This window comes from Paenibacillus sp. XY044 (assembly GCF_002257645.1).
Taxonomy (GTDB): domain Bacteria; phylum Bacillota; class Bacilli; order Paenibacillales; family Paenibacillaceae; genus Paenibacillus_AQ.
The window spans coordinates 306,221-322,780 of record NZ_NQMO01000006.1; the positions used below are offsets into that span (position 1 = coordinate 306,221).

At 55.8% G+C, this 16,560-nt stretch carries 14 protein-coding genes; 5 read left to right on the forward strand and 9 right to left on the reverse strand.

The features are described 5' to 3' along the window. Positions 1-86 precede the first annotated feature (86 nt). Positions 87-1,211: a GntR family transcriptional regulator gene (locus CJP46_RS23730; RefSeq protein WP_094598095.1), complete on the forward strand. Its 1,125-nt coding sequence runs from the start codon at positions 87-89 to the stop codon at positions 1,209-1,211. Positions 1,212-1,515: 304 nt separating this feature from the next. Next, positions 1,516-4,749 carry an alpha-mannosidase gene (locus CJP46_RS23735; RefSeq protein ID WP_094598096.1) on the forward strand — a complete coding sequence of 1,078 codons (3,234 nt, stop codon included), beginning with the start codon at positions 1,516-1,518 and terminating at the stop codon, positions 4,747-4,749. Between the two features lie 108 nt (positions 4,750-4,857). Here CJP46_RS23735 and CJP46_RS23740 read toward each other — a convergent pair whose 3' ends face one another. The 4 genes from CJP46_RS23740 to CJP46_RS23755 all read right to left on the reverse strand — a co-directional run bounded on the left by CJP46_RS23740 (position 4,858) and on the right by CJP46_RS23755 (position 7,930). After that, a complete protein-coding gene (locus CJP46_RS23740) occupies positions 4,858-5,508 on the reverse strand; it encodes an amino acid ABC transporter permease (protein ID WP_094598097.1) in 651 nt (216 codons plus the stop codon). Positions 5,509-5,544: 36 nt separating this feature from the next. Next, entirely contained in the window at positions 5,545-6,210 is a 666-nt protein-coding gene (locus CJP46_RS23745; RefSeq protein WP_094598098.1) for an amino acid ABC transporter permease, read from the reverse strand. Between the two features lie 72 nt (positions 6,211-6,282). After that, complete coding sequence (locus tag CJP46_RS23750) at positions 6,283-7,164, reverse strand: ABC transporter substrate-binding protein (RefSeq protein ID WP_094598099.1); 882 nt, start codon at positions 7,162-7,164, stop codon at positions 6,283-6,285. A 37-nt stretch (positions 7,165-7,201) separates the two neighbouring features. After that, positions 7,202-7,930 carry an amino acid ABC transporter ATP-binding protein gene (locus tag CJP46_RS23755; RefSeq protein ID WP_094598100.1) on the reverse strand — a complete coding sequence of 243 codons (729 nt, stop codon included), beginning with the start codon at positions 7,928-7,930 and terminating at the stop codon, positions 7,202-7,204. A gap of 516 nt (positions 7,931-8,446) precedes the next feature. Here CJP46_RS23755 and CJP46_RS23760 point away from each other — a divergent pair. Both CJP46_RS23760 and CJP46_RS23765 read left to right on the forward strand, forming a co-directional pair. Continuing rightward, the gene (locus tag CJP46_RS23760) at positions 8,447-8,647 is read left to right on the forward strand and encodes a cold-shock protein (RefSeq protein ID WP_076172675.1); all 201 of its coding nucleotides are present in this window, start codon (positions 8,447-8,449) and stop codon (positions 8,645-8,647) included. A gap of 157 nt (positions 8,648-8,804) precedes the next feature. Further along, a complete protein-coding gene (locus tag CJP46_RS23765) occupies positions 8,805-9,038 on the forward strand; it encodes a cold-shock protein (protein ID WP_076172678.1) in 234 nt (77 codons plus the stop codon). Between the two features lie 190 nt (positions 9,039-9,228). On the opposite strand, the gene CJP46_RS23770 is transcribed toward CJP46_RS23765, so the two are convergent. From CJP46_RS23770 to CJP46_RS23780, 3 genes are all read right to left on the reverse strand, one after another. Further along, positions 9,229-10,272, reverse strand: coding sequence for an NAD(P)/FAD-dependent oxidoreductase (locus tag CJP46_RS23770; RefSeq protein ID WP_094598101.1), 1,044 nt, complete (start codon positions 10,270-10,272; stop codon positions 9,229-9,231). A gap of 81 nt (positions 10,273-10,353) precedes the next feature. Next, positions 10,354-11,391: a FecCD family ABC transporter permease gene (locus CJP46_RS23775; RefSeq protein ID WP_094598102.1), complete on the reverse strand. Its 1,038-nt coding sequence runs from the start codon at positions 11,389-11,391 to the stop codon at positions 10,354-10,356. Next, positions 11,391-12,440, reverse strand: a complete 1,050-nt coding sequence (locus CJP46_RS23780) for a FecCD family ABC transporter permease (protein ID WP_094598103.1) — start codon at positions 12,438-12,440, stop codon at positions 11,391-11,393. Before CJP46_RS23780 ends, CJP46_RS23775 begins: the two co-directional genes overlap by 1 nt. A gap of 329 nt (positions 12,441-12,769) precedes the next feature. Here CJP46_RS23780 and CJP46_RS23785 point away from each other — a divergent pair, with 329 nt between their 5' ends. Then, positions 12,770-13,786: an ABC transporter substrate-binding protein gene (locus CJP46_RS23785; RefSeq protein ID WP_094598104.1), complete on the forward strand. Its 1,017-nt coding sequence runs from the start codon at positions 12,770-12,772 to the stop codon at positions 13,784-13,786. Between the two features lie 160 nt (positions 13,787-13,946). On the opposite strand, the gene CJP46_RS23790 is transcribed toward CJP46_RS23785, so the two are convergent. Together CJP46_RS23790 and CJP46_RS23795 are read right to left on the reverse strand one after the other, a co-directional pair. Next, positions 13,947-14,648: a YcnI family copper-binding membrane protein gene (locus CJP46_RS23790; protein ID WP_094598105.1), complete on the reverse strand. Its 702-nt coding sequence runs from the start codon at positions 14,646-14,648 to the stop codon at positions 13,947-13,949. A gap of 59 nt (positions 14,649-14,707) precedes the next feature. Next, positions 14,708-16,375 carry a copper resistance CopC/CopD family protein gene (locus tag CJP46_RS23795; RefSeq protein WP_094598106.1) on the reverse strand — a complete coding sequence of 556 codons (1,668 nt, stop codon included), beginning with the start codon at positions 16,373-16,375 and terminating at the stop codon, positions 14,708-14,710. Positions 16,376-16,560: the final 185 nt, after the last annotated feature.

Here is a 16,560-nt window from a genome sequence, read left to right on the forward strand (position 1 = left end):
GGGCAGCGGCGTTGACATGTATGTCCCATGGGATATAATGCTAAAAGGAAGATGACCGAAAGATCAGGTATTGGAGGATTATTGACATGAGCCAGGACAGGGAGCCGCTGTATATTCAAATACAAAACCATTTCAAGCAGTTGATTGCTTCCAGGCAGCTGAAGGAAGACGACCGGATTCCGACCGAGAAGGAGCTGATCGACCAGTTTCAGGTGAGCCGGATCACCGTGGCCAATGCGCTGGCCGAGCTGGCGGGAGAAGGCTGGATATACCGGATTCCGGGCCGGGGAAGTTACGTCAAGGGTGTGCCTGAGAAGTACATATCGAGTAACCCCGTCTCCCTCGTTTCTGAGGTCAAATCGTCGTCGGCTCCCAAGATCGGGCTCGTGTTCCCTTCCATTGAAGATTATTTTGCCATCCAAATGGTACGGGGGATCCGCAGCGCGCTGTCGGGGAGCAAATACTCGCTGGTCGTCATGTTCACTTACAATTCCAAGGAACTGGAGAAGGAAGCGATCCGCGAGCTCCGCAGCACGACGGACGGACTGATCATTTTTCCGGTGGATGCCGAAGTATACAGCGAAGAAATCATCGCGCTGAAGATGCAAAACTACCCGTTCGTGCTCCTGGACCGGCATTTGCCCGGCGTAGAGACGAACGTGGTCCTGTCCGATCCGGCGCTGGGATCCATCCTGGCGGTAGATCATCTGTGGGAGCTGGGGCATCGGAACATAGCGATTTGCTCGGATTCTCCAATACCGACGGTTACGGTCGACGAACGGATTCAAGGATATAATGAGGCGCTTAAGAACAAGGGCGCGATGATCAACCCTGCTTTGATTCTTACCGATTTCAGCATCCCGGCGGGGCCTTCCCGGACGGATCACCCGCTGTACCGGTTCCTCAAGAGCGGGATGGCGACGGCATTTATCGCGCTGAACTGCAAGCTTGGAGTCTATCTGTGGTCCATGGCCAAGGATTTGGGTCTGGAGGTACCGGGAGACCTGTCCATTGTCACATTCGATAACCCGAGTCCCATGCTCGAGGAGCTCAGCGTGTTTACGTTCATCGATCAAAGCGAGGAAGAGATGGGACGCGAGGCGGCGAGCCTGCTGCTGGACATTTTGGAGGGGAACATCAAGGACGTTAAATATACGAGGCGGATTTTTAAACCCCATCTCGTCGTTCACAATACGACAGGCCCGGTGTAATCGGGGGATCGGAAACGGCATTTCTTGATCAATATAGAATGAACTAATGAAATGAATGTTATAAGCCGTATGGGGCCGTTATAACAGGAAGTTCAATGCAAAACTTTAGTTCAATCTATAAAACAGGAGATGCTGTTTTTTTTGTTTTATATTAAACATAAATGATATATTATATATATTAATACGAGCAAAACTTATTGCCGATGTGCTGTAATCGACGCAGCAGCAATTTATTACTCCGGAAAATCCGGAAGCATGTATAGCCGGAGACGGAAGGATGCAGAAGGGGAAAAGGTGATCATCCATGAGATTTATCATTGAAAAGCTGGAGCGGCGGATTCAGGAGCTGGCCGGGCTGAGATACCGGGACCGCAAGCCGCTGGAGAATTTGCATATCGTACCGGATGTGGAGGGATTGGCAGAGGCGAAGGCCGCTGCAGGCGGCCAGCCGGCCGTGAAGGTAGGGGATCGCTGGGGAGGAAGGGACCGCTACGCCTGGTTCATCGCCGACGTGGCATTTCCTGCTTCGTGGCGGGCTCAGGACGTCATAGGACTAATCAAGCTCGGGGAAACCGGCGGGGGCAACTGCAGCGGCTATGAGGGCCAGGTATACCTGAACGGGGAGCCGGCACAGGCCGTGGACCGCAACCATGCCGAGCTGTTCTTTCCGGCGCAGATCGTAGACGAAGGACGCGTGGAGCTGGCGATCCGGGCATGGAGCGGGCTGACGCCTCCGAACGGCAGCCATATGCCGTTTGACCACCGGATCGATGTGCTGGACATCGCGGTGCTGGATTCGGCGACCGACGATCTGTACTATACGGCGCTGCATATGCTGCAGACGGTGAAGCTGCTGGACGAACGCGCCCTGGAAAAGCAGGCGATGACGTCTGCACTCGAGGATGCGTTCCGTCTTCTGGATTGGAGCGCGCCGGGGTCGGACCGCTTCTACGCCTCCACCGAGCAGGCGCTGCACGTGCTGAAGGAGCGGCTTGAGGCGATTCCGCGCGGTCCGCGGCCGCAAATAACCGCGGTCGGCCACTGCCATATCGACGTCGCCTGGCTGTGGCGGCTGAAGCATACCCGTGAGAAGTCCGGGCGTTCATTCTCGACGGTGCTGACGCTCATGGACCGCTTTCCGGAATATGTCTTCCTTCAGTCCCAGCCGCAGCTGTACGCTTATTTGAAGAAGGATTTCCCGACACTGTACGAGAAAATCAAGGATCGCGTGAAGGAAGGAAACTGGGAAGCGACCGGTGCGATGTGGCTGGAGGCGGACTGCAACATTCCTTCCGGGGAGTCGCTGGTCCGGCAGCTGCTGACGGGCAAACGCTTCTTCAAGAGGGAGTTCGATGTCGACAACCGCGTTTTATGGCTGCCGGACGTGTTCGGATACAGCTGGGCGCTGCCGCAGATTTTGAAGAAGAGCGGCATCGATTACTTCATGACGACCAAAATCAGTTGGAGCCAGTACAACCGCTTCCCGTACGACACGTTCATGTGGCGCGGCATCGACGGAACCGAAATGCTGACGCATTACATAACGACTCCGGACAACGACGGCAGCTGGTTCTATACGTATAACGGCAACATCACCGGCTCCTCGATTCAGGGGCTGTGGGATAACTACCGGCAGAAGGACATCAACGACAATCTGCTGCTCGCCTACGGCTGGGGCGACGGCGGCGGCGGTCCGACCCGGGATATGCTCGAAGCAGCCCGCCGTTATGAAGACATGCCGGCGGCACCGCAGGTGAAGCAGGGCGGAGCGGAAGCATTCTTTGAACAGCTGGAGGAGCGGGTCAAGGATCAGCCGCAGCTCCACTTGTGGGACGGTGAACTGTATCTGGAATACCACCGCGGCACCTATACCTCCCAGGCCTATAACAAGCGGATGAACCGCCGGATGGAACAGCTGCTGCACAACGCGGAATTCGTGAACGCGCTGGCAATGATCCTGAATCCGGGCTATGCCTATCCGGCCGCGGGACTTGCAGACAGCTGGGAGATCGTGCTTCGCAACCAGTTCCACGACATCATTCCGGGCTCGTCCATTCACGAGGTGTATGAGGACAGCCGGGTCGAGTACGCCGAAGCCGAGCAGCTGGCCGTGCAGGTGCTGGAACAGGGGCTGTCCCAGTTTAACGCCGTGGGACGCAGGGAAGCGGGGGCACAGCCGGATTCCGCTAAGGCGGAAGGCAAGGGCCTCCCTGTCCGGATTTTCAATCCGCTCGGCTGGGAACGCTCTTTCGTCAGCGAAGTTTCCGTGGAAGGGGCCGAGCAGCTGGCGTGGTATTCCGCAGCCGGAGAAGAGCTGCCGTCCCAGATCATTCCTGCGCAGGAGGGTGGATCGGCCCGCGTGCTGGTTACTGTGAAGGATGTGCCGGCATACGGATACACGACCATTTACGGCCGCAGCGGGGGATCCGGCCACCAAGGGTCGGTTGCCGGAGCAGGCGCATCTGCCGCTAAATCGGATTGGCAGATCACGAGAGAAGTCGTGGAAACGCCGTTCTACAGCATCCGTTTCAACGAAGTCGGTCAGCTGGTATCGCTGTACGACAAGAAGGCGGACCGCGAAGTGCTGAAGCCGGGCGAGCCGGCCAACGTGCTGCAGGTGTTCGAGGATAAGCCGATGGCGCATGACGCCTGGGATATCGATATTTTCTACCAGGAAAAAATGCAGACAGTCGAGGACCTGAAGGAACTGTCCATCTTGGAGGAAGGACCGCTGCGCGGCGTAATCAAGCTGGTGTATGCGTATCATAACTCCACCATCGAGCAGCGGTTCACGGTATACCGTGACGATCCGCGGATCGATTTTGTGACCAAGGTGGACTGGCATGAGCACCAGCAGCTGCTCAAAGCCGCATTTCCGGTCGACATCCGCTCCACCAAAGCCACTTACGAAATCCAGTTCGGGAACGTGGAGCGTCCGACCCACTGGAACACGAGCTGGGACTACGCCCGGTTCGAATCCGTGGCACAGCGCTGGGTGGATCTCTCAGAGGGCGGTTACGGCGTCAGCCTGCTGAACGACTGCAAATACGGGCATGACATCCGCAACCACGTCATTCGCCTCAGCCTGATCAAATCCGCCGTCTATCCGGACGGATCCGCCGATCAGGGCGAGCACGAATTTACGTATTCGCTGTATCCGCACCGCGGCGGCTGGTATGAAGGCGGAACCCACCAGGCGGCTTGCGGCCTGAACACTCCTCTGCTGGCCTTGCCGGTACAGGAAGGCGGCCTACCGGAGGCGCTTGGCCTGGTGAAGGTGAATCAGCCGAATATTATGATCGACACGGTCAAAAAAGCCGAAGACAGCGACGATATCGTCATCCGTCTGTACGAATACGGCGGCATCCGCACCCGCGCCCGGGTGGAGCTGGATCCGCAGGCTGGTGCTATCAGCGCGGCGGCCGAAACGAATTTAATGGAAGAAGACGGCGAGCCGTTAAGCGTGTCGGGCAATGGCACCGAGCTGCGCTTCAAGCCATACGAAATCAAAACGCTGGCGGTATCGCTGGCGCGTTAAGTGCCTGCAACATACTTGAGTCCATACACACCAAACCCAAGCAAGCCCAGCCTCACCCGCAAAGGGGGAGAGCTGGGCTTGCTTTCTTTGTCGCGGGCCAGGGGCCGCTTAGAGCGTCTTTGCCTCCAGCCGCCGGGCGATGATCGAAAGAATGTAGTTCACGATGAAGTACAGGGCGGCGGCGAAGATGAGGGCCGGGATGACGTAGTTCGGGCTGTGTCCCTGCAAAATCTGCACATTGTGCATGAGCTCGGGGAGCGAAATGATGACGGCGAGCGACGTATCCTTGAGCAGCGAGATGAATTGGCTGACCAAGGGCGGAACCATGCGGCGCAGCGCCTGCGGCAGAATGATATGCCGGAGCGTCTGCATATAGCCCAGCCCCGAGGAGCGGGCCGCCTCGATTTGTCCCCGGTCGACGGAGTTGAGCCCGCCGCGGACGATCTCCGAAATCATGGCTCCCTCGAACAGCGTGAGGCCGACGACCGTCGCCCAGAAGGGGGACATCTTGATGCCGAGCTGGGGGAGCACGATGTACATGAAGAAGATGATCAGCAGCAGCGGCAGGTTCCGGATAATATCGACGATGGCTGCGACTATCCGGGACAACACGGGGACTTTGGCATAACGAAGTGTCCCGAGAACGGTTCCCAGCACGAAGCTGAACACAATGGACAACACCGCGACCTCGATCGTAACGAGAAACCCCTCGAGCAGAAACTTGACGTTGGGTAGGGAATAGGCACCTATAAAATCCATGGCGGCATCTTCTCCTCTTGCCAGAATAAAGCCCCTCTACTGGTCAGCCGAGCGGAACCGGCGCTCCATGTAATGGACCGCAAAGCTGAGCGGAAGCGTAAGCACCAGGTAAAAGACGGCGACAATCGTATACACGGTCAGGGGCAGGAAGGTGTCGGAGTTGATCAGGTCGGCGTAATACATCAGATCCATTCCGGTCACGACGGCCAGAATGGATGAATTTTTAACGAGATTAATAAACTGGTTGCCGATGGCCGGCAGCACGATCTTGATCGCCTGAGGCAGCACGATGTGAACCATCGTCTGGATGTACGACAGTCCCGTTGCGCGGGCGGCCTCGGTCTGTCCGCTCGGTACAGACTGAATGCCGGCACGGATGGCTTCCGCGATGAAAGAGGCGGTGTACACCATCAGCCCCAGCGTCCCCGAAGTAAAGCCGTCCAGCGGTAGCCCGAGGGACGGAATCCCCAGGAAAAAGAAAAACACGACGAGCAGGAGTGGGATGTTGCGAATAAACTCAACATACACCGTTCCGATTACATTCAGGACCCGGACCGGGGAAATCCGCATCACGGCGATGATGACGCCGAGTACGAAGCTCCCGATCAGGGCGAGGACGCTGGCTTCGATCGTGTGGATAAAGCCTTCGGCAAAGCGGTCCCAGTGGTTAAACAGGACATGAATGTCAAATTTGCCCGGCATGGCCTTCGTCCTTTCTTAAAGGTTTTCGGGGCTTCCCCGTAAATTGCCGGAAAAGACATCGAAGCAAAGGTTCTATTCGGGTTTGACGCCCATCCACTGCTCATACAGCTTGTCGTATTCGCCGCTGTCTTTCAATTCCTTGAGCAAATCGTTGACGGTCTTCACGAACTCCGCATCGCCTTTTTTGATGGCGATCCCGTAAGGCTCGTCGGTGAAGGTGCCGCCGACCAGCACGTAGTTCGGATCCTGCTTTTGCATGCCGAGCAGGATGGCGTTGTCGGTCGTCAGAGCCTCCCCTTGGCCGGCCTTAAGTGCGGTAAACGCATCCTGATAGTTTTCAAATTCAAGCACGGTGGCATCCGGCGCCTTTTCCCGGATGTTTTTGGCCGAGGTTGAGCCTTTGACGGTCAGAACCTTTACGCCTTTTTTCAAGTCATCCAGCCCTTGGATGGCGCTGCCTTTCTTCACGAGCAGGGATTGGCCCGCTTTAAAATAGACGTCGCTGAAATCGACCTGCTGCTTGCGCTCCTCGGTGATGGTCATCGTGGCAATGATGAGGTCGATGTCGCCGTTCTGCAGGAGCGGAATGCGGGTTTTGGACGTCACTTCCTTCAGCTCGATTTTGCTCTCATCACCGAGTATTTTTTTGGCCAGTGCCTTGGCGATGTCGATGTCAAAGCCTTCTACATTGCCAGAGGTAGGGTCCTTCAGCCCGAACAGCTTGGTGTCGTATTTCACGCCGGCGATGAGCTTGCCGCGGGCCTTGATCGCTTCTAGCGTGCCGCCCTTGGCAGACGTGTCCCCACCGTCGTCCTTGCTCCCGCTTGCGGTCGTGTCGGTCGACCCGCTGCCTGTCGCGGCCGTGGGTTCGGTCTTTGAGCCTCCGCAGGCCGTGAATACCAGGCACATCGCCAACAGGACAAAAGCAACGCTCCACCTCAAAGGTTTTTTCATGAATTCGATAACCCCTTTCCATATGCTTTTAACTGATTTAATGATGGATCAGCCGGCTGAGAAACGTCCGCGCGCGTTCTTCCCGCGGATGGTCAAAGAAGCTTTGCGCCGGGCCTTCCTCAATGATTTGACCGTTGTCCATAAACACGACACGGTCGGCAACTTCGCGGGCGAATCCCATCTCATGCGTAACGATGACCATCGTCATCCCGTCGTAGGCGAGAGAGCGCATCACATCCAGCACCTCGCCGATCATTTCGGGATCGAGGGCCGATGTGGGCTCGTCAAACAGCATGATCTTCGGATGCATGGCCAGGCCCCGGGCGATCGCGACCCGCTGCTGCTGCCCTCCCGAGAGTTGGGAAGGATAGCTGGATGCCTTATCCGCAATGCCGACGCGGGATAGATAAGAGTTCGCCCGCTCAGCCGCCTCCTCTTTGGACAAGCCAAGCACCTTGACCGGCGCAAGCACAATGTTGTCGATCACCGTTTTATGGGGATACAGATTAAAATGCTGAAAGACGATGCCGATCTCGCGGCGGAACCGGTTAATGTCGATCTTTTTGTCATGAAGCGCCGTTCCGTTCACATAGAGCTCGCCCGACGAGAGTTTCTCCAGCCGATTAATGCAGCGGAGCAGGGTGCTCTTCCCGGAACCGGACGGTCCGATGATCACGACCACTTCGCCCTCTTCGATCTGAAGGTCGATATTCTGGAGGACATGGAAGCTGCCGTAAAATTTACTGACGTTCTTGAATTCGATCAGAAATATACCTCCCTTCCTATGTAACCTTTAAGTGCGTGTTCAAAAAGTTCGGTTTTCAGCACCGAGAAGATTGAATGAAGCAAGGGACTGAGGAGCAGAGCGTACGTAGTGGGTACGTGAGCACCGGAAGGCCCGGCTGAATTCAAGATTCGATGCCGAATTAGCTTCCCGATTTACTTTGTGATCAAAAGCGGACTTTTTGAACAACCCCTTTAAGGAGCATGTCGGCCCGACGTGCTCGTAACACTATATTGCTGTAAGCCCGATAAAATGATTAACCTGCCCAAATGCCGTCAGCTCGAAGTCATATCTTGGCATGGGATATCAACATTTCCCAAATCCTTGCATTTTGATGAATTCCGTGGTAGACTGTATTTAGTTCTAAAATTTGAAACCAATTCTCATATTGAAAAGGGTATCATGTTTACGATGGAACTTTTTTCAATGTGTGAATTTTTTTTAGCTTTATTTAAAAGAAGGATCATATTAAATTTCAAATTTTGGAGGTACAGCCCCATGCAAACAGGTACAGTTAAATGGTTTAACGCTGACAAAGGCTTCGGATTTATCGAAGTTGAAGGCGGAAACGATGTATTCGTACACTACAGTGCAATCACTGGCGATGGTTTCAAAACGTTGGACGAAGGACAACGCGTCCAATTCAACGTGGTTGAAGGCAACCGTGGACCACAAGCTGAGAACGTAGTGAAACTGTAACATCAACAAGCGGCTGCCCTTAACAGATTCGTTAAGGGCAGTTTTTTCATATAGACCAAGCAGGCTTGTCCAAGATCCGTTCTTGGCGGAGGTTAACTGCTGCAGGGCGTCCGTTTATACAGTTTGGGTTTTATACTTCATATAAGGGGGACTGAGCATGAACTACCGCAAAAAGTCGATGGAGGAAATACCTGAGGAAAATACAGCAATTTGGTCCTGTACGAAGGAAGGCTGCAAAGGTTGGATGCGAGACAATTTCGCCTTTGAACATGAGCCTACCTGCCGGTTATGCAATTCCCCGATGGTACGGGATACGAAAATGCTTCCTGTTTTGAACAATTCGAGTGCTGATCAGAAATCGGCCAAGAAGGGCGTCAAGATCGATTCCTAAGCAATGAACCCGTGTGAAATCATAGAATGATCAGATATAAACGGCAAAAGGGCCTGCACATCATGCAGGCCCTTTTTCTATGGGATTCGGATCGAAGTTATCCCCATTGAGGGTTCTGGCTTGGTTCGTTTATCTTGTTAATAGTTCATGGCCTGAACCCTAGACGGTCGTTTCAGGCTGGTACCCGGTGTTAGTGGTCTTCGTCGATGACGCCAAGCGCCCGGTTTTTCTCCTTAAACCGTTCATTGTGCGAAGAGACATAGGCAACCCTAGGGGCTTCGGGATCCATGTAGAGCTTGGCGCTGTTGGTAGCGAGCACGGCATCGGTGAATGTGCCTGCGATCAATCTCACTTTGCTGCTGTAGTCTACAAAGTCTCCTGCGGCAAAAATACCCGGCACATTCGTTTCCAGCTTATCGCTGACGTTCGCCGTCCATTCGCCCATATCGATGCCCCAGTCGCGGATCGATCCAAAGTTATACCGCATGCCGTGGTTGACGATGACCGCATCCACGTCCACGCGATGAGTACCGCCGTTCTCCTCATGGCAGATCGAAACCTGGTTGATCGCGGTGCCGTCGCTGCTGTGCAGCTGGCGGACGGTGTAGGGAACATGGATCTGGACGGAGGACTGCTTCATGCGAACCACGTTGCGCTCATGGCCGCCAAACTGCTCGCGCCGGTGCACTACGCAGACGCTGGCCGCGATCGGTTCGAGCTCATTGGCCCAGTCCACGGCGGAATCGCCGCCGCCGGAGATGAGCACGTGTTTTCCGCGGAAGGGCTCGAGCTCCTGCACCGTATAGTGGAGGTTGCTCACTTCGTACCGGTCTGCGCCATCGATGTCGAGCTTCGCCATTTCCAGGATGCCGTAACCGATCGCCATGATGACCGTGCGGGTCCAATGCTTTTCTCCGGTAGAGGAAGTAAGAAGAAGGGTGCCATCTTCCAGGCGCTCCTGATCGATGATCTGCTGTCCCAGCACGACGGTCGGATCAAAGGTCAACGCCTGCTGCTTCAGCTGTTCGATCAGGTTGCGGCACAGAATCGGTCCCGTGCCGCCGACATCCCAGATCATCTTCTCCGGATAAATCAGCATTCGTCCACCCAGTTCATCCTTCGCTTCGATCAGCTTGGTCTTCAGGTCGCGCATCCCGCTGTAAAAAGCCGCATACATGCCGGCAGGGCCTCCCCCGATGATGGTTACGTCGTACAGTTCCAATGATTCACTCATGGTTTTCCCTCCAAGTCCATTCAGGTATGATCCGATCCAAAAGTTGAAATATGTGATCTATATCAAGCACTGGCTTTTCATTTAACTTTTCGCTCTGGCGAGCAGATACAGAAAATAAGGTGCGCCAATGACGGCGACCACGATGCCCGTCGGTACGCCGGAAGGCTGCAGAATCCAGCGGCCGATCGTGTCGGCGGCGATAACGAGCAGAGCCCCGATGAGCGCCGAGACCGGCAGCAGCATCTGATGCTTCGGACCGACGAGGCGTCTGGCCAAATGCGGGCCGACGAGCCCGACGAAGGCGATGCCGCCGCTGACGGCCACGCTTGCCGCCGCCAAGGCGACGGCAGCGGCGAGAAGGCGGAACTGCTCTTTGCGCACGTTTTCGCCAAGGCTGGTCGCCATTTGCTCTCCCATTTGCAGCACGTTCATCACACGTGCCCGATAAATAATGTACGGCACCAGGACGACAATCCAGGGGAGAAGGGAGAGGACAAACTTCCAGTTCGTTCCCCAGATGCTCCCCGCGAGCCATGTAGCGACGAATTGATACTGCTCCGGCTTCAGCCGAAGCGTCAGCACGATCATGGCCGCCTGAATACCGGCGGCGACGGCGATGCCTGTCAGCATCAGCCGGATGGGGCGGATTCCCTTGTTCCGCGTGTAGGACAGGGAGTAAATCAGCGCTGCCGTCAATCCTGCGCCCACAAAGGCTAAGAGAGGGAGCAGGAACACCGGCATAGCCTGTGTCGTCGGATAGAACGAGACGAGCAGCATGACCATCAGCCCCGCTCCCGAGTTGATGCCAAGGATGCCGGGGTCAGCCAGCGGATTGCGGAAAATCCCCTGCATGACCGCTCCGGACACCGCCAGCCCCGCGCCGATCAGAACCGAAATGACGATCCGCGGGAGCCGGAATTCAAAGAGAATCAGGTTCTCCTGATCCGATCCCTGCCCCAACAGCGTCCGGATCAGGTCGAGCGGGCTTAACCGTATGTAGCCGGTGTTCATGCTGATAATAAAGACCGCAATAATGAGCAGCGCGAGGATCAGCATGACGGTCATGCTGCGAAGCTTTCTCCGCTGTTCGTAAGTAGAAACAGCTTGTTGTTCGGACATTACAGATCCCCTACCTCTCTTCGTGCAAGATAGAGGAAGAATGGAACGCCGATCAGCGAAATGATCGCTCCGATCGGGGTTTCATGCGGCGGGTTCACCATTCTTGCAGCCAAGTCGGCGAGGACGGCCAGCAGGCTGCCCAGCACCGCAGAGCAAGGAACGATCCAGCGGTAATCAACGCCGACGAGATAGCGGGTGACGTGCGGGATAATGAGCCCGATGAAGCCCACCGATCCGACCACGGCCACCGAGGAACCTGCCAGGACGAGCACGATCAGCACCGCGGCCAGCTTAATCAAGGCGGTGCGCTGCCCAAGTCCCTTGGCAACTTCGTCGCCAAGGCTCAGCATCGTGATCGAGCGCGAAATGAGCAGCGAGCCGATCAGGGCGCCGGCGATCCATGGGAAAATGATCTTGAGCTGTGCCCACTTCGTGCCGGCAACGCCGCCGGCATACCAGAAGGCCAGGTCCTGGCCGATGTGAAAGTACAACGCCACGCCTTCGCTGAGTGCGGTCAACAGCAGGCTGAGTGCCGCACCGGCCAGAACGAGGCGTACCGGGGTTAGCCCTCCCGGGGCGAGCGATCCGACGCCGTAGACGAGTCCGGCACCGACGCCTGCACCGAGAAAGGCGTACAGGATCAGGTACATAAAGGACAGACCGGGGAAGAAGGCGAAGCACAGCGCAAGGGCGAAGCCTGCGCCTGCATTAATGCCAAGGAGTCCCGAGTCAGCGAGCGGATTGCGGGTCATTCCCTGCATCAGGGCGCCGGCCACCGCAAACCCTGCGCCGATCATCGCGCTGGCAAGGACCCGCGGCAGGCGCAAATCCCGAATAATTTGGTGATTGACCACATCCGCATGGAAATTGAACACGGCCGACCATACTTCGGACAGCCGGATGTTGGCCGCACCGAAGGAGATCGATAATCCCATGCTCAGAACGAGCGCGGCAAGTCCGCCGATAAGGATCAGGCTGGCGGTCTTCGGACGGGAACGGATGCGTTCCTTGGAGTCCGGGGTCATATTCGCTGCTGCCTGCTGATTCATATATTGTCACCTATTTCCATGAAATTGATTCTCATTCTCACTTCATTCTCAATTACTCATTTTATATGAACAGCAGGCCTCTTGGCAATGAAAAATATGAAATCGGCATAAATCTGGCACAATTTGAGCGTTGGTTCCACAATGCGTTGGAACAAGGGCATTTCCAATAAGGAAAGGCCCTGGTCAGACCTCCATCATTCGGATAAACCTACGGACGGTGCCGGATTCCAGGCCGGAAAATAAACATTGACAAGGAGGAGTCGAGCTGTTAAGTTTTCAATTGATAATGATTATCATTACTGTTGATTACATACCTATAGGGGGTTATTATGTTTACAAAGTCAAAATCATTGTTTACCGTCATGATTCTGGTAGTCATGCTATCCATGCTGGTGACGGCCTGCGGAGGAAATGGCGGGAGCAGCGGGACGTCGGCATCCGGCGGGACCGCGTCCGAGACTTCCGGCAAGGATACGACTGCATCGGATTCGAAAGAAACGGCGTCGGACGGAGGAACACGTACGTATAAGACAGAAAAAGGCGACGTGGAGATCCCGGTAAAGCCGCAGCGCATCGTAACCGATTATTATGGCGGCGAGCTGCTGTCCGTCGGCGCCCACGTGGTAGGCGTGGAACCGAGCATTTTCCAAAACCCGTTCCTGAAAGATAAGCTGAACGGAGTGGAGGATGTAGGCTACCCAATCAATACGGAGAAGGCACTCACGCTCAAGCCGGACCTGATCGTCGTGATGTACGATGATAACTATGAGGCGCTGTCCAAAATCGCACCGACCATCTACATTCCTTATGGCACCGCAATCAACATCGACGATACGGTGCGCCTGTTCGGCGACATTGCCGGCGAAAAGGAAAAGGCGGAGGAATTCATCAAAGCGTTTGACGAAAAAGCAGCGGCTGCCCGTGAGAAGCTCAAAGGCGTCGTGGATGAGAATGCCACCTTCGGCATCTACGAGTTGACGGACAAGGGCGAACTGTGGACGTTCGGCGACAATGCCGGCCGCGGCGGCCAGGTATTGTACAACGCGCTTCAGTTGAAACGTCCGGCAAAGAACAGCAAGGAAAACCAGACGCTGCAGCTGTCCATGGAACTGCTGCCGGAATATGCGGCGGACTACATGTTCCTGACGACCTATGATCCGGAGAAGAAAGGCGACAAGCTGAAGGAACTGAAGGCTTCCCCGGTTTGGAACAGCCTGGCAGCCGCGAAGAATGACCGCATCTATTATAACGACTTCGACACGTTCTACCGCTATGACCCGATTGCCATTATGGGCCAAATCGATATGTTCGTGGATATGATTCTCGAGCACAGCGGAAAAAAATAGGAATTTAGCATATAGGGTGCCCAGGCGGCAACGCTTGATACCCGCCGATAACGAAAAAGAAGCTGCTCCGCTTTGATGCGGGGCAGCTTCTTTTTGTCTATAACGTCGCTCTGTTGAGCTGTCATAAGCAGCTTCTCTTATCAACCGTTTTACGGGTCATTTATTGCCGTCTTTTCGTAAACGAAGTGATCAAGGACACGATGGACAGCAGCAGGGCGGCAATCGAGGCGACCAGCGTCGCGGTCTGAACGCCGCTGCTTCCGGTTTCCGCTGCGGCTGGGGCAGGAGACGATGTGGCAGCCTGGTCCTGCGCGGACGTGTTGGTTCCAGTTCCGTTATCCGTGGAGGCGGTGTCGTCATGGCCGTGGTCGGCTGGTTCCGCCGTTTCCGAGGTAGTGACTTTCGTGATGGAGTGCGGCGAATCCGCGCCTTCGTCACCTGTCCATTCCACGATGCTGCCGTCCTTGTAATATTGGTAGGCGTCCCAGGCCACATCGGCATCCTGGTCCGGGTTCTGAGCAACGAAGTTGAATTGCTGGAATTCGCCGGCATTGATGCCGGCCCCGGTAGCGCTCCAGGTAATCGTCTTGATTTTGCCTGAGGCATCCTTTTCGGTCGAGACTTTCCAGTCCGGTACCGGCTGGTACTGTTTAAGGTCCACGTTCTCCGGCACTTTCAACGTTACCTTGGTGGTGGCGACTTCCTTCTCGGACGGAATCTTGATCGTGTAAGTTTCCCAGGCTCCCGGAGCCGATGTGGCAGGTTTGACCGTCACGTGGGCGCTGGCGATGCCGGAAAACAGAAGCAGGCCGGCGGCTGCCGTCATCAAGAACGGGATGCGTTTGCTCAATAATTTTTTCATGCTCAATACCCCTTTATATTGTATTTGGTGATGGGGCAAATTCCACTGCCCCGCGTGCTTCAGCTGCTTCCGACGGTAATCTGGAAGTCGGTATCCCAGGCGTCGAGCGACTCGGTCAAAATATGGACATGGACGTTCCAGCGGCCTGCCATGCTGATCAGGTCCTGGACCTTATACGTCTTGTCGGCGCCGGGAATGTCGATTTCGTATTTACCCATATCCATGTCCAGCGAGGTCAGCGTCAGCTTGATCTGCTGAATGCCCTGCACTGGCTTGCCGCTGCCATCTTTTATGCCTACCTCGAAGGTATTTTCGCCCGCGATATTCGGGCTGACCCGCAGCGTGACGACGGTGCGGTTATCCAGCGTCTGCTGCACATCCACCGGCCCCGGATTGGAGGCTGCCGGGGGCAGATTCGAGAGGGCGGCGGCGAGCACGAGGGCTGCGATGCCGGCCGCGAACTCGATCCATACGCCGGCGCCAAGCGGTTTGCTGCGGCGCTGCCCGCGGATGAGATGCACGGCGGCAAAGCCGAGCATGACCAGCAGCAGCAGGCATTTCAGCAGCAGGATGCGTCCGTAGGCGGTATGAAAGAGCGAATACCAGGTCGGTACATAGGTTAGCGAAGCGTACACGCCGCTGATCAGCACAGCCGCAACCAGGGTGGTCCCCCACAGAGAGAAGCGCTCGATGACCGCGAAGTAACTCTTTTTGCGAAGATCCGATTCTTTCGGGAGCGAAGCCTCCCTAGGCAGAATCAAGCCAAGTGCGAGCAGGCAGCCGAGCCAGATGGAAACCGACACGAGATGGAGGAAATCCATAAATACCGGCAGCCATATCGATTCGGCCGAAGCAGCGTGCCCGATGAATGCCTTGGACAGCAGCAGCCCCACGCCGGTGAGCAGCGTGCCCGCGTACAACGCGCGGAGCCCTTTTTGCTCGGTGCTCTGGGTTGCGGCGTACAGCAGCGCACCCAGGAGCAGCACAAGGATCACCTGCACCAGCCAAATGTGGCCGAAGCTCGTGATACGCAGCATTTTGCCGAGGAGCTCCGCGTTCCATACTTCGCCCCAGCCAACACCGGCTTCGATCGCCGTCTGCATCGGCAAGCTCAGGAGCACACCGATGACCAGAGCGGCATAGGATATGCCCAGAAGCTTACGGCTCCGAGGCGATAATACCGGATGCCGGGAGCCCCCGCCCGCCGGCAGCAAATACAGATAAAAGCATAGAACGCCAAGCAGAAAAGCCAAGCTTACATAAAAGAGCCAGCGGATCAGGATCAGATCGGCGCCAGGCGTATAACCCGAGTACACGACGTGGTTGGCCGCACCCTGGCTGCTTGTGCCGATTTGAAACGGAAACGTTCCGTTCACCGGATGGCCGTCGCCGGACACGGCCTTCCATTGAACCGTATAAATACCGTCCGAAAGACCGGCCTTCAGGTCCACTTCCAGGACGGACGGCTTTCCTTCCGGAATTTTACTGGTGCCCTGGTTGACCTCTTCTCCGGACGAACTCATCACGACGATCGAGTGAAAGGCCGGCTGGAGCGCCTCATTGAACTGAAGCGTCACCTTGGCTGGCGCCTGCGCCATCACTTCATTATCGGATGGACTCGACTTGGTCAGATAGGCATGGGCCGAGCTGGCGGCAGGATGAATGAGCACCCCGATGAAGATCACCAGCATCCATACCCATAGTGGTTTCATATAACGTTTGAACATATAAGGATTCACCTACTTTGAATTCAGGGCCGATACCGCCGCTTGCGGCCGGCACACTGGTAATTGTATAGCCATCGACCTGAGATGAAAATGACCCTAATGGGCTATAGCGGACCTCAGGATTTATCGATTTCGTGAACTTTCGCCAAGCAGCCGGGGATTTCTGGATTTGACCGCTTTTTGTA

What these genes read in the sequence shown, in the direction of transcription:
- CJP46_RS23770 (WP_094598101.1), bottom strand. Translation starts at nt 10,272, where the DNA reads ATGAGTGAATCATTGGAACTGTACGACGTAACCATCATCGGGGGAGGC.
- CJP46_RS23735 (WP_094598096.1), top strand. Translation starts at nt 1,516, where the DNA reads ATGAGATTTATCATTGAAAAGCTGGAGCGGCGGATTCAGGAGCTGGCC.
- CJP46_RS23790 (WP_094598105.1), bottom strand. Translation starts at nt 14,648, where the DNA reads ATGAAAAAATTATTGAGCAAACGCATCCCGTTCTTGATGACGGCAGCC.
- CJP46_RS23775 (WP_094598102.1), bottom strand. Translation starts at nt 11,391, where the DNA reads ATGTCCGAACAACAAGCTGTTTCTACTTACGAACAGCGGAGAAAGCTT.
- CJP46_RS23780 (WP_094598103.1), bottom strand. Translation starts at nt 12,440, where the DNA reads ATGAATCAGCAGGCAGCAGCGAATATGACCCCGGACTCCAAGGAACGC.
- CJP46_RS23760 (WP_076172675.1), top strand. Translation starts at nt 8,447, where the DNA reads ATGCAAACAGGTACAGTTAAATGGTTTAACGCTGACAAAGGCTTCGGA.
- CJP46_RS23785 (WP_094598104.1), top strand. Translation starts at nt 12,770, where the DNA reads ATGTTTACAAAGTCAAAATCATTGTTTACCGTCATGATTCTGGTAGTC.
- CJP46_RS23730 (WP_094598095.1), top strand. Translation starts at nt 87, where the DNA reads ATGAGCCAGGACAGGGAGCCGCTGTATATTCAAATACAAAACCATTTC.
- CJP46_RS23740 (WP_094598097.1), bottom strand. Translation starts at nt 5,508, where the DNA reads ATGGATTTTATAGGTGCCTATTCCCTACCCAACGTCAAGTTTCTGCTC.
- CJP46_RS23745 (WP_094598098.1), bottom strand. Translation starts at nt 6,210, where the DNA reads ATGCCGGGCAAATTTGACATTCATGTCCTGTTTAACCACTGGGACCGC.
- CJP46_RS23750 (WP_094598099.1), bottom strand. Translation starts at nt 7,164, where the DNA reads ATGAAAAAACCTTTGAGGTGGAGCGTTGCTTTTGTCCTGTTGGCGATG.
- CJP46_RS23795 (WP_094598106.1), bottom strand. Translation starts at nt 16,375, where the DNA reads ATGTTCAAACGTTATATGAAACCACTATGGGTATGGATGCTGGTGATC.
- CJP46_RS23765 (WP_076172678.1), top strand. Translation starts at nt 8,805, where the DNA reads ATGAACTACCGCAAAAAGTCGATGGAGGAAATACCTGAGGAAAATACA.